The 12,848-nt window shown below is 71.2% G+C and carries 6 protein-coding genes; 1 reads left to right on the forward strand and 5 read right to left on the reverse strand.

The window, feature by feature from the left end:
• Window positions 1–144: 144 nt before the first annotated feature.
• The 3 genes from ABD339_RS12580 to ABD339_RS12590 form a co-directional block, all read right to left on the reverse strand.
• A complete protein-coding gene (locus tag ABD339_RS12580; protein WP_344565320.1) occupies window positions 145–2,349 on the reverse strand; it encodes a hypothetical protein in 2,205 nt (734 codons plus the stop codon).
• 117 nt (window positions 2,350–2,466) lie between these two features.
• Complete coding sequence (gene murJ, locus ABD339_RS12585; RefSeq protein ID WP_344565322.1) at window positions 2,467–4,869, reverse strand: murein biosynthesis integral membrane protein MurJ; 2,403 nt, start codon at window positions 4,867–4,869, stop codon at window positions 2,467–2,469.
• A 47-nt stretch (window positions 4,870–4,916) separates the two neighbouring features.
• The gene (locus ABD339_RS12590) at window positions 4,917–7,592 is read right to left on the reverse strand and encodes a DUF6049 family protein (RefSeq protein ID WP_344565639.1); all 2,676 of its coding nucleotides are present in this window, start codon (window positions 7,590–7,592) and stop codon (window positions 4,917–4,919) included.
• 358 nt (window positions 7,593–7,950) lie between these two features.
• Between ABD339_RS12590 and ABD339_RS12595 the strand changes: the two genes are divergently transcribed.
• Window positions 7,951–9,354: a CCA tRNA nucleotidyltransferase gene (locus tag ABD339_RS12595; RefSeq protein ID WP_486388541.1), complete on the forward strand. Its 1,404-nt coding sequence runs from the start codon at window positions 7,951–7,953 to the stop codon at window positions 9,352–9,354.
• Here ABD339_RS12595 and ABD339_RS12600 read toward each other — a convergent pair.
• Window positions 9,323–10,777 carry an MFS transporter gene (locus ABD339_RS12600; protein ID WP_344565326.1) on the reverse strand — a complete coding sequence of 485 codons (1,455 nt, stop codon included), beginning with the start codon at window positions 10,775–10,777 and terminating at the stop codon, window positions 9,323–9,325. The genes ABD339_RS12595 and ABD339_RS12600 overlap by 32 nt on opposite strands.
• 195 nt (window positions 10,778–10,972) lie before the next feature.
• Complete coding sequence (locus tag ABD339_RS12605) at window positions 10,973–12,517, reverse strand: glycosyltransferase family 87 protein (RefSeq protein WP_344565328.1); 1,545 nt, start codon at window positions 12,515–12,517, stop codon at window positions 10,973–10,975.
• Between the last annotated feature and the right edge of the window lie 331 nt (window positions 12,518–12,848).

A 12,848-nucleotide genomic window follows, 5' to 3' on the forward strand; every position in this document is an offset into this window, starting at 1 on the left:
GTGCGGTGGTGGGGGCCGTCACTGGAGGGGCCGCCGTCGTCCGTGGCGCCCGCCGGGCGCGGTGGACGACGCCCCGCGTCGTCGCTGGCCATCAGCCCCTCCCCTTGCTCCGCCGCTTTCGCGGCCGGAGCGGTGTCCGCGGCCTCAACTGAGGACCTGGACCTCCGTGACGCGACCACGGTAGTTGCCGTCGTCGGAGAGTGGGAGCTTGGTGAGCCACAGCAGTACGAAACGCGTCTTGATGGGCTTCTTGGCCTTCAGCCGGAGATGTTCTCCCGACCCGCTGGTGACTTTGCTGAAGCTGCCGAGCGAGGTGGGCATGCTGGAGACGCTGTTGGGCGCCGCCAGGAAGCTCGCGGAGGTCTTGCCGATGAAGTCGACCTTGAGCTTGCTCACCTGCCGGGTCTTGCCCAGATCGAGGATGAGGCCGACGCCCGACTTGAGATTGCCGAAGTTGGGACGGCCGATGTAGTGCTTCGTGAGCCAGTAGGTGCCGGGCTTCCCGTCCACGGCGTCCCCCACCCGGTCCGGGTTCTCCGAGCCGTCCGCCTCCGGGTCGAAGTCCTTCACATCCTTGATGTCGAGGACCTTGCCGGTCTTGGGGGACTCGTGCGACTGAGCCGGCTTGGACTTCTCCTTGGGCGGCGGCTCACCTTTCAACAGCGCGTCGGCGACCTGCCAGCTCCCCAGCCCGAGCGCCGCGATCAGCAGCGCGGACACTCCCCACTTGAGGACCTTTCCGGTACGGCCCGGCAGCGCTGGGGGAGCCGGGGGCTCGGCGCCGGCCCCGGCCGCCGGGCCGCCGGGCACCGCGCCGCCGCCCGCCGCGCCGGGGGCTGCGTAGCCGCCCTGCTGGTAGGGGGCGCGCTGGTAGGAGGGCGGCGCGGTGAAGGAGGGCTCCGGCGGGCGGATGCGCGGCAGCGTGGAGACCGCCTTGGACAGCTCCTCCGGGGTGGCGCAGGGCTGCTCCTGGCGGGAGGGGGTGGCGCCGTCATTGACGAGGGCACGCATCGCGAGTGTGGACAGGCCACGGTGTACACCGGCCCTGACCTGCTCCGGCGCCACGAGTGCGCCCTTGGCGAGGGCGCCCACGCCGGGCAGGCCGTGCGCGTCCTCCTCGTAGGGCCAGCGCTGGGTGAGCGAGGCATACAGCAGCGCGCCGATGGCCTCCGTGTCGTCGCGCTGCGCGTGGTCGCTGGAGACGCCCCGCAGCGCCGCGTTCACGGCGAGCCCCCGGATGCGGTACTGGCCCATGCCGGTGCGCAGCACGCAGGCGGGGGTCAGCCTCAGATGGGCCAGCCCTTCGCGGTGTGCGGCGGCGAGTGCCTGGGAGAGCTGGGTGACGAGTTGGTACGCCTCGTGCGGCTCCAGGGGACCGGCGATGAGCAGCTCGTTGAGCGGGGTGGCGTCGGGCAGCCACTCGTGGACGACGTAGACCAGCTCATCCTCCTCGACGGCGTCGAGGACCTGCACGAAGCGGGGGTCGCCGAGCAGCGCGGCCGAGCGTGCGGCGGCGAGAACATGGCGGGCGCGGGGGTGACCGGCGGGCAGGACGTGTACGCCGACGGCGCGGCGCAGCTTCTCATCGACGGCCCGCCAACTGCTGAACCCGTCGAGGCGGGTGACACACTCCTCAAGGCGGTAGCGGCGGGCCAGCTTGTGGCCGCTGTGCAGCTCCGGGGCCTCTTCCTCGGCGTCTGCGGCAGCTTCTGCGGGGCCTTCGACAGCTTCGGGGGTTCCGGGGGCTGAGGGCTCGACGGTCTCTACGGGTTCTCCGGACTGCTCCGGTGCTGTGTCCGCCTCGGACAGCTCCCGCTTCACCGGAATCTCTTCCGGTGAAGCCTCTTCCTCCGGGGCCGGAGCCGGAGCCGACTCCGCGGGAGTGGCGGCTTTTCCGGAGGCCGTTGTGGGGGCGGTACCAGGGGTCTTGACCTGCTTGCGCCCGTTCTTGGCCGGTGCTTCTGACTTTCCGGCCCTGTCGGTATTGGCGTCGGTTTCTGCCTCGGTCTTCACCGTGGCCTCTTCCTTTGCCTCGACCTTTGCTTCGGTCTTTGCCCCGGCGCTGGGCCTTTCGGGTTGCTCCCCGCCCCGGGAAGCCGCTTCACCGGCCGGCTCGGCGGGGCTGTCGGCGGAGTCGGCGGGCCCCTCGGCGTCGGCTTCATCGGAGAGGGCAGTGGGGTCGGTGGGGTCCGCCGGGGCCTCCTTCGGGGCTTTGGCGCCCCTGGTGTGCCCGTTCGTCGCGTCCGTCGCACCGTCGCTCGTGGCCCCGTCCTGCCGGGCGGTCAGCGGTTCGCCGTTCTCCCCGCTGGTCTCGGCCACGTCGACAGCGGCTGTGCTCCGTTCCGCCACCGTCGTTCCTGCCTCCCCATCCGTAGCGGCCGTTTCTGGAACGGCCAAAAACAATTGTGCCTACACCTCGCCGCTATGCACGACACGCGGCGGCGAATGATGGTTGTATGGGCCGGTTCATCGGCCGAGTCTGGCGCGAACCATGCCGAGCATTGCCGTCATTTCCTCGATGCGCATCCGCTTCGCCGCTAGGACGAAGACCGCGCCCAAAACGATCCCTCCCCCGGCGAGCGCGGCCACGGAGCCGAAGGTGCCGCTGCCCAGGGCGTGTGTGATGCCGTAGGCCGCGCCACCGGCCAGGAGGGTGGCCGGAACGCTGGCGCCCGCGAGCCGGATGTACGTACGCACCACACGGCGGCCGTCGAGGTCGCCGCCCAGCCGGTCGCGCAGCCGGCGCCAGGCGATGCCGACGCCGATGATGTAGGCGAGGCCGTAGGAGGCCGCCATTCCGACGACTGCCCAGTTCGTCGGGAGCACGAGGTAGCACGTGGCGCAGGCGGCGGCGTTGACCGCGGCGACGATCACGGTGTTGAAGAACGGGGTGCGGGTGTCCTCGTACGCGTAGAAGGCACGCAGCACGACGTACTGCACGGAGTACGGGATCAGACCGATACCGAACGCCATCAGCATGTAGCCGACGGAGCGGGCGGAGTCGAGGCCGGACGAGCCGTAGATCAGCGTGCACATCGGAATGCCCAGGGCGAGGAACCCGAAGGCGATGGGCACGATGGCGACCGCCGAATTGCGCAGGCCCTGGGAGATGTCGTCCCGCACGGTGCCGGAGTCGCCCTCCGCCGCGGAGCGGGACAGCCGGGGCAGCAGCGCGGCCATCACCGAGACGGTGATGATCGACTGCGGCATCGACCAGATGAGCTGGGCGTTGCTGTAGGCCAGGTAGGAACCGGAGTCGCCGCCCTTGGCCGCGACCGCGGTGGAGAGGTTGGAGACGACCAGCACGCCCGCCTGGTTGGCCAGCACGAAGAGGGTCGTCCACTTCGCGAGCCGCGCCGATTTGCCGAGCCCGTGTCCGCGCCAGTCGAAACGCGGCCGGATACGGAAGCCGACGGCCCGCAGGTACGGGAACATCGCCAGCGCCTGGACGACGAGTCCCAGCAGCGTGCTCGCGCCCAGCAGCCGCACGCCCTCGGGGGGAATCGTGGCGACGGTGAGGCGCGATTCCCCGGAGACCCCGTAGACCCAGATGAACATGCCGATACCGGCGATGATGACGATGTTGTTGAGGACCGGGGTCCACATCATCGCGCCGAAGCGGCCTCGGGCGTTGAGGATCTGGCCCATCACCACATGGATGCCCATGAAGAAGATGGACGGGACGCAGTAGCGGACGAAGGCGACCGCGACATCGTCGGCCTGCGGGTTGTTGGCGATCGGGTAGGACATCACCCGGACCAGGAGCGGCGCCGCGACCACCGCCAACGCGGCCAGAGCGCCGAGGATGACGGTGACGAGGGTCAGCAGCCGGTTCGCGAACGCCTGGCCGCCGTCGTCGTCCTCTTTCATAGCCCGCACGAGCTGCGGGACGAAGACCGAGTTGAGGCCGCCGCCGACGGTGAGGATGTAGATCATCGTCGGCAGCGTGATGGCGAGCTGGTAGGAGTCGCCGAGCAGGCCGACACCTCCCAGCGCGGCGACGATCAACGCGGACTTGATGAAGCCCGTGAGCCTGGAGACCATCGTGCCGGCGGCCATGATGGCGCTGGACTTGAGGAGGCCGCCTCCGCCTCCGCCGCCGGAGACTTCGGCCGGGGCCGCCTCACCGGTGCGGGAGGGGACGGTACCGAGGTTGACCGTTTGTGCTGAGGGCTCTTCGGCGGCTCCCGGCGCCCCGGGCTCCGGAGGGTAGGGCTGGGGCGGCGCGGTCTGGGGGGATGCCTGGTACGGGGGCTGCGCCGGCTGGAACTGGTGGTGCTGGTGCTGGTGTTCCCGCTGTTCCGGGTGTGCCTCGTGTCCCCCATGCCCTCCTTGGCCTCGGTGCTGGGGCTGTGGGGGCTGCTGGGAGAACTGGGCGGGGCGCGGCGGTTCGGGATTCTGTGCCTGGTGGCCCTGGTCGCGGTACAGGTGCGCGAAGGCGTCCCCCGGCTGGGGCCCGGCCTGCGGGGCTTGCGGAGGCTGTGCGGCCTGCGGGGCCTGGGGAGCGTGCGAGTCGTGCTGAGGGTGCTGTCCCTGCTGGGGCGGCTGATGGGGCTGGGGGACCTGCGGGGGACGGGAAGCCTGGGGGTGTGGTGCGGGCTCCTGGTGCTGCGCGTGGGGCGGGCGGGCCCCGTAGGGCTGCTGCCCGTACGGCTGCCACGCCGGGTCGTCGCCCTCGTCGCCGCGCGGGTCACGCGGGCCGCCGGTGAACTGGACGGTCGAGGAATCCTCGCCGTAGGGCACGCCAGGCGCGCGGTCGCGGTCCTCGGGGGGACGCTGCCCGTACGGGTCCTGCTCGTACAGGTCTTCAGGCCGGCCTGGACCGTCACCGGGAGTGCGGCCCCGGTCGCCGCCATACGGCGCGTTCATCGTCGCTACCTACCCCTGCCCCTGCTCGCCCGGTTGACTCAGCTGACTCAACGGTCCACTTTCTCACCCGTGCCCGGGGGGTTGCCGTTTTGGCGGACGGTGTCGGCCTCGTCACCGGCTGCTTCCGCGGTGCCGGACCGGCCCCCGTCGCGGGGCTCGTCGCCGTCGCCGGGGCCGTGTTCGCCGTCCCGCTGACCACTGCTGTCGTCGCTGTCGTCGCCGTCCCGCTCGCTGTCGCCGTCGCTGCCGTTCCGCTCGCCTTCGTCGCCGTCCGGCTCGCCGTTGCCGCCGTCATCATCGTCGGACGGCTGCTCCAGCAGGGCGTCCGGGTCCGGGGGCGGGCCGGTGCGCTTGCGCTGGGTGTACATCCGGATGCCCGCCAGCACTATCAGCAGCACGCCGCCCGCGATGACCAGCAGCACCGTCGAGGTGATCGACGTGACGTGGACCTGGAACTTCATCGGCTTGCCGTAGGGCTTGCCCTCCTTCGTGTACAGCTGTGCGACGACGGAGGCGCGGCCGTTGGTCTTGGCGGCGGCGTCGAACTTGAGGGACTGGCTGTGCTCGCCGTCCACCCGGACCCGCTTCACCTCGCCCACGTCCAGGCCGATACGGCTGGACCGCAGCTCCAGATCCAGGCCGTCCACGTGCTGGAAGAGGTTGTTCTGCACGGTGACCGGAATGGTGGCCTCGCGGCCGGAGAGGGTGATGTCGGACTTCTGGATGAGCCGGACGCTCTGCTTCAGGCTCAGCAGATACCGCTGCACCCCGTTGCGGAACCCGGCGGCGCCCTTGGGATCGCCGCGCCAGGCGTTGGAGACCTCGCGGTCTATGGCGTTGCTGAAGGGCGGCACCACGCGGTCGGCGCGGCTGAGGATCACCTTGAAGTCGTTCAGCGTCTCCTTCGTCCTGCGCACCTGCTCGAAGGCCGAGAACGGCAGCTCCGTCCTGCGCAGGGACGCGGGGTAGGAGGAGGGCGACGGCATCCGGCTCTGGGCGCCGGGGTCGGGCTTGGTCCTGGCTGCGGCGGCGAGGCTGCCGGGCACCGTCCAGCGCCCGTTCTCCGTCAGCGCCCGGATGCCCTCGGCCATCGCCTGGGCCTGCGAGACGCTCGGCATGCGCTGCGGGGCCACCACGACGCTGCGTGAGCGGTTGGGCACCTGGTCGGTGAGCGCGAGGGACTGCGCCACGAACTGCTGGACGGCCAGGGAAGAGTTGCCGGACCGTGACATGTCGCCCTGGAAGGCGGTGGACAGCCGGGCGTCGGCGACCAGCGCGGTGTTGCCGCTCCCGATCGGGCGGGCCGCCGTGGGGCTGTAGGACAGCCCGGAGTCGCGGACGCTGTCGCTGCGCGCGATCACGTTGTGAGCGCCGGCCGAGGTGGCGACGTCCACGATGGAGGAGTCCACGGCGCCCTCGTTGGGCCAGGCGAAGTCGGTGCTCGGCTTGACGTGCAGAACGGTCTCGACGGCCTTCTTGCCCAGTGCCGTCGCGGAGCCGAGGGAGCTGAGCGCGCCGCGTACGTCCTTGCCGCGGTGGGCGAGCGAGGCGAGGTCGGGGTCGGCGAAGGGGAGCGCGACGACCTCCTCGCCGCGCACGGCCTTCTGCAGATCGTTGAGCCAGCGGCTCGCGTACTCCTGGCCCTTGCCCGCCTTCGTGTCGTCGGTGCCCGGCTTCTCGACGCGGTAGCGGCGCGACATCATGTCCACGGTCGCGATCAGATCGGGGTCCAGGACCCAGGTGATCGGCAGGTCGTCGCCCAGCTCGACCATCTGCTGGAGGCGCCCGCCGGGGCGCAGCTCCTTGATCAGCTGGGTGTCGTCGCGGAAGACGGGGGTCTGCTGCTCGTCGGACTCGGTACGCGCGGTCAGGTGCGGCGTGGAGATCAGCGGCCACAAGTAGGTGAGCCGGGTCTTGTGCGAGGCGTCGGAGCGCTGCCAGGGCAAGAAGGTGCGACCGATGCCGAGGATCTGGTCGTAGGGGCGGGCCCGGGTGTGGGCGGTGAGGGAGACGCCGAGCTGGTAGACACCGTCGGCGCCGAGGTCGAGGTCGCTGACCGGGACCTTGAGGGTGAAGGAGCGGGTGACGCCGGGCGCCATGCCGGCGAGCTTCACCGAGTGCTTGCCCGCCACCTCGTTGCCGTCGGCGCCTGAGAGGTAGCCCTTGCGGTGGGACGCCTGCTCGATGGCGCTGCGGCTGCCCAGCGTGGGGCCGATACGGGGGTTGAGGCGGCCGGCGCTGAGGGTCGAGCGGCTGTTGTTGGTGATGGTGCCGCTGAGGGTGAGGGTGTCGCCCGAGGTGGGCACGGAGGGGGTGACCTGGTTCAGGGAGATCTCGGCGCTGCGGGAGCCGGTGCCGGTGCCCGCGGCGGCCTGGGATGCAGCCGTTTTGGCCGCTGCCGTGGCCTTGGCCGCCGTCATGGCGTGGGACGCCGCCATGGACCGGGAAGCTTCCGTGGTGCGGGAAGCCGCTGTGGCCTTGGAGGCCGCCTGGGCCGCTGTCGCGGGGGCGGCTGCCGCCGCGGGGGCAGCGGCGACAGCAGACGGCGACAGGATGCCCGCCAGTACCGGGAGGGTGGCGAGCGCGAGAGTGGCCGCCCGGCGGTGCCAGACGCGGGACCGCTTGCGTACCCGGGGTGCCGGGCCCGTCTCGCCGGTGCGGTTCGTGCCCCCGGGACCAGGGGGAGCCTGCCTCTCAGCCGCCTCGGCCACGCGCTCGTCCATCCCGTCGTTGGTCGTCGTCGATCGGTCGTCGTCGGTTGATGCTGGTCGGTGGTGCGGGTCGCTGGTGCTGCTCGGTGGTGCCTGCCGGTGGGCGCGGGGCGCTCGGCGGGGGCGTGCCGCCGGATGCCGCTCGTCCCGTTCCGGATCCCTGATGGTAACGATGCCCGCAGGGTGGAAGTGCCGCGCCTGCCACCACATGATCACGCAGCGGTGCGGGCGGGCACGGGGCGCCCCCGGCACGGAGGGCAACGTAACCTTTGCTGCTGTGCCGAACGCCAACAGTGACAGCCAGGACCAGCCCACCGCTCCGACCCCCGCCCCACCGGCGGGACAGCCGGCAGCCGAGCAGCTCAGCGCGGTGCAGCGCCGTGCCGTGAGCGAGCTGCTGCGGGTCTCGCCGGTCGCGGACGACCTCGCCCGGCGCTTCGAGGAGGCCGGCTTCCGGCTCGCTCTCGTCGGCGGCTCGGTACGGGACGCGCTGCTGGGACGGCTCGGTAACGATCTCGACTTCACCACCGACGCCCGCCCCGAGGACGTGCTGGCGCTCGTGCGCCCGTGGGCCGACGCGGTGTGGGAGGTGGGGATCGCCTTCGGGACGGTCGGGGTGAAGAAGTCGGACTTCATCCTCGAAGTGACGACGTATCGGTCGGAGATCTACGACCGCACCTCCCGCAAGCCCGAGGTCACCTATGGGGACACTATCGAGGAAGACCTGGTCCGCCGGGACTTCACGGTGAACGCGATGGCGGTCGCGCTGCCCGCCAAGACCTTCATCGATCCGTACGGCGGCCTGGAGGACCTCGCGGCGCGCAGGCTGCGCACGCCCGGCACCCCGCAGGATTCCTTCTCCGACGACCCGCTGCGGATGATGCGCGCCGCGCGCTTCGCGGCGCAGCTGGACTTCGAGGTGGCTCCCGAGGTCGTCGGCGCGATGCGGGAGATGGCCGACCGGATCGGGATCGTCTCGGCGGAGCGCGTGCGGGACGAGCTGAACAAGCTGCTGCTCTCCCCCTGCCCCCGCAAGGGGCTGCGGCTGATGGTGGAGACCGGGCTCGCGGACCGGGTGCTGCCCGAACTCCCCGCGCTGCGCCTGGAGCGGGACGAGCACCACCGGCACAAGGACGTCTACGAGCACTCGCTGACCGTGCTGGACCAGGCGATGGACCTGGAGGAGGACGGCCCCGACCTCACGTTGCGGCTGGCGGCGCTGCTGCACGACATCGGCAAGCCGAAGACGCGGCGCTTCGAGAAGGACGGCCGGGTCTCCTTCCACCACCACGAGGTGGTGGGCGCCAAGCTCACCAAGAAGCGCATGACCGCGCTCAAGTACCCGGGCGAGATGGTCAAGGACGTCTCCCGGTTGGTGGAGCTGCACCTGCGTTTCCACGGCTACGGCACGGGCGAGTGGACGGACTCGGCGGTGCGCCGCTACGTGCGTGACGCGGGCCCGCTGCTGACGAGGCTGCACAAACTGACGCGGTCGGACTGCACGACCCGCAACAAGCGCAAGGCCGGCGCCCTGTCACGGGCGTACGACGGGCTGGAGGAGCGCATCGCGCGGCTCCAGGAGCAGGAGGAGCTGGACGCGCTCCGGCCCGACCTGGACGGCAACGAGATCATGTCGGAGCTGGGGATCGGCCCGGGGCCCGAGGTGGGCCGCGCCTACAAGCATCTGCTGGAGCTGCGGCTGGAGAACGGGCCCATGGAACGGGATGCCGCGGTGGCCGCGCTCAAGGAGTGGTGGGCGGCCCAGCAGGGTTGACGCTCCCGGCGTTCCCGTTCCCGGGGCTCCCGTTCGCGTTCCGGCTCCCCCTCTCGTCCCCGTTTCCGCCCCCCTCCGCTTTCCCGTTCGCGCCGCCGCCCCCCTGTCCGGTCCCGCTTCCGCTGCCTTCGTCGAACTTCCCGGCGTCCCCTGTTTCACGTGAAACATGGAAGACGGTGAGCGCGATCGCCGCGTAGAGCACCGCCACTCCCACGACGACGACCGCCGAGCGGCCGTCGGGCGGCAGTATCAGCGCGGTGGTACCGGCGGCGCCCACATACGCCACGTTGTAGAGCATGTCGTAGAGCGAGAAGACCCGGCCCCGGTAGGCGTCGTCGATGGAGGTCTGGACGGCGGTATCGGTGGCGATCTTCGCGGCCTGGGTCACCAGCCCGAGCACAAAGGCGGCGATCAGTATCGGTACCGGCGCGAAGGGCAGTCCGAGGGCGGGCTCCAGCACCGCCGCGCCACCCGAACACAGCGCTATCCAGCCGAAGATGCCGATCCGGCGCACCGCAGAGGGGGTCAGGACGGCGGCGGCGAAGAAGCCGGCACCCGAGAGCCCGAGCGCGACACCGAGCAGTCCCAGCCCCTCTTCGGCGTCTCCCGCGTTCCAGGCGTAGCGGCACAGCATCAGCACGGTGACGGTGAGCGCGCCGTAGCAGAAGCGCATCAATGTGGCGGCGGCGAGCGAGTAGGCCGCGACGCGGCGCTCACCGAGGTGGCGCAGGCCCGCGAGAAGTCCGCGTGCGGTGCTGGCCACGGCGGCCAGGACGCGGGGCTGCCGCTCCTGTGGGCCGGGGCCCAGGAGGTCTTTGCCCATGCGGAGCGAGGCCAGGGCGCCCAGCAGATAGAGCGCCGCGCCCGTGAGCAGGACGAGAGTGTCGGCCTGTCGGCCGGACTGCGGGGCGAGGAAGCGGACGACGAAGGCGACGCCGCCGCCCAGCGTGGCGGCGAGGGTACCGGCCGTCGGGGAGAGGGAGTTGGCGATGATGAGGCGCTCTCCGTCGACGACCCGGGGGAGCGAGGCGGAGAGCCCGGCCAGGACGAAGCGGTTGACGGCGGTCACGGTGAGCGCGGAGAGGTAGACCAGCGGCTCCGGCGCGGCCCCCAGGACGAGTACGGCGGTAAGGCCCGCCAGTCCGGTGCGCAGCACATTGCCGTAGAGCAGCACCTGCCGTCGGCGCCAGCGGTCCAGCAGGACTCCGGCGAACGGCCCGAGGAGCGAGTAGGGCAGGAGCAGCACCGCCATCGCGGAGGCGATGGCGGAGGGGGAGGTTTCCTTCTCGGGGGAGAAGACGACGTAGGCGGCCAGCGCGACCTGGTAGACCCCATCGGCGAGTTGGGACAGCAGCCGCACCGTCAGCAGTCGGCGGAAGCCGGGGAAGCGGAGCAGTGTGCGCAGATCGCGGGCGACGGACATGGAGACAGCCTCACACAGCGGAGTCCGGTGGTTTCACGTGAAACAGAGCAGCCGCCGCTCCAGCGGGACGGGGGACGGAGGCAGGGGCGGAGGTGGAAGGCCGGGAAACAGGACTATGGGCGAGAGGCTACGGGCTGTGTGCGCGGGGCCATGGCGCGAGGCCAAGGGCGGACGGGGAGCGGGGCAGCCGTCCGGTCAGTCCGCCAGGGTGCCCCAGCGGACGGACCTCTTCTGGGGCTCGGCGTCGGGGTCGGCGTCGGTTCCGGGGTCGCTCTGCCGGCGTCCGGGGAACTGGCGGAAGGGGTCGAAGGCGAAAACGTCGGGTGCCCGGTCCAGTGGTCCGCCGCCGGGGTCGTCGGAGCCGTCGTCACGGCGCACCGGGTCGTGCTCGGGGAAGAGTGCGTCCCGTACGACCATTCCGTACAGGTAGAGCGTGCCGAGGAGATGGGCCATGATCACCAGTTGGTAGCCCTCCGGCGGAAGGCCCTGGTGTTTGTCGCCGCTGCTGGTGTAGGCGAGGTACATCCAGATGCCGATGAAGTACAGCACCTCACAGCCCTGCCAGATCAGGAAGTCCCGCCACTTGGGGCGGGCGAGTGCGGCCAGGGGGATCAGCCAGAGCACATACTGCGGCGAGTACACCTTGTTGGTCAGCACGAACAGGGCGATGACCAGGAAGGACAGCTGCGCCAGCCGGGGCCGCCGGGGTGCGCACAGGGCGAGGCCCGCGATACCCGCGCAGCCGAGCGCCATCAGGATCATGGCGTAGATGTTGGCGTCTTCGAACGAATATCCGGTTCGCTGTTGCAGGATCAGCCATACCGAGCCGAAGTCCACCGGACGCTCCTGGCTGAAGGTGTAGAACTTCGCCCAGCCCGCCGGAGCCAGCACCATCACCGGAACGTTCACCACCACCCACGAGGCGACGGCACCCCCGGCGGCCCGGCCGAACGCGGGCCAGCGCCCCGCCCGCCAGCACAGCACCAGCAGCGGCCCCAGCAGCAAGCCCGGGTAGAGCTTCGCCGCGGTCGCCAGGCCGATGAGGATGCCGGCCGCCAGCGGGCGCGAGCGGGCCCACAGCAGCATCGCCGCGGCGGTCAACGCCACGGCCAGCAGGTCCCAGTTGATGGTCGCCGTCAGCGCGAGGGCCGGTGCGAGCGCCACCAGCATCCCGTCCCAGGGGCGGTTGCGGTGGGTGCGGACGACGCACACGATCAGGACGGCCGCGCAGACCATCAGCATTCCGGCGTTGATCATCCAGTAGATCTGCTCGTCCTGCTGGATGTCGGCGCCGCCGACCGTCAGCTTGGCCGCCACTTGCATGAACGCACCGGTCAGCACGGGGTATTCGAGATACTCCATGCCCCCGGAGATCTGGTCCGGAATCCGGTCGAAGTAGGGGCGCAGCCCGTCGGCGAAGCCCCGCCCGTTGTAGAGGTGCGGGATGTCGGAGTAGCAGGCGTGGATGTACTGCGAGGTCTGGCCGGAGAACCACGCGCCGTTGAAGCAGGGCATCTTCTGCACCATGCCCAGCGCGAACATCCCCAGGGCCACCAGCACGATCACGCGCAGGGGCGTCCACCATCCGGCGCTCGCGACGGCTCGTCGGCCCACGGGCCCGCCGGCCACTTCACTCGCCGCCGCGGCCACCTTGTCCTGGTCCGTGGGGTGGACGACGGGGGCGGGGGGTGTGGCGGGCTGCCGCGGAGTGGGGTTCCGGTCGGTGGGGGCGCTCGTCATGGGGCACATCCTGCCGCACGCCCCTGTCACGCACTGTGGGGGCGGCGACTTCGGCGTGCTCTGCCCCGGTATCGGCGCGCTCCCCGCCACACCGCAACCGTCCTGTGCCGGTACGGGCCGTGCACTCGGCGTTCCCGGGTCCCCTGGCCTCCCGCGTTCCCGGCGCTCCGGCGCGTTCCCGGCACGCCGAAAGGCCCCGGCTCAGGGGTGAGCCGGGGCCTTTCGCCGCCGCTGCCGGGCCGTGGGCCGAGCCGGGTGCTCGACCGTCTGCCCAGCCATGTGCCAGGCCGCGTGCCTCCCGGACCGGAGCCCGGGGAGCATGGCCCGAACG

Source organism: Streptomyces axinellae (assembly GCF_039532135.1).
Taxonomy (GTDB): domain Bacteria; phylum Actinomycetota; class Actinomycetes; order Streptomycetales; family Streptomycetaceae; genus Streptomyces; species Streptomyces axinellae.

What these genes read in the sequence shown, in the direction of transcription:
- ABD339_RS12600 (WP_344565326.1), bottom strand. Translation starts at nt 10,777, where the DNA reads ATGTCCGTCGCCCGCGATCTGCGCACACTGCTCCGCTTCCCCGGCTTC.
- murJ (WP_344565322.1), bottom strand. Translation starts at nt 4,869, where the DNA reads ATGAACGCGCCGTATGGCGGCGACCGGGGCCGCACTCCCGGTGACGGT.
- ABD339_RS12590 (WP_344565639.1), bottom strand. Translation starts at nt 7,592, where the DNA reads ATGGACGAGCGCGTGGCCGAGGCGGCTGAGAGGCAGGCTCCCCCTGGT.
- ABD339_RS12605 (WP_344565328.1), bottom strand. Translation starts at nt 12,517, where the DNA reads ATGACGAGCGCCCCCACCGACCGGAACCCCACTCCGCGGCAGCCCGCC.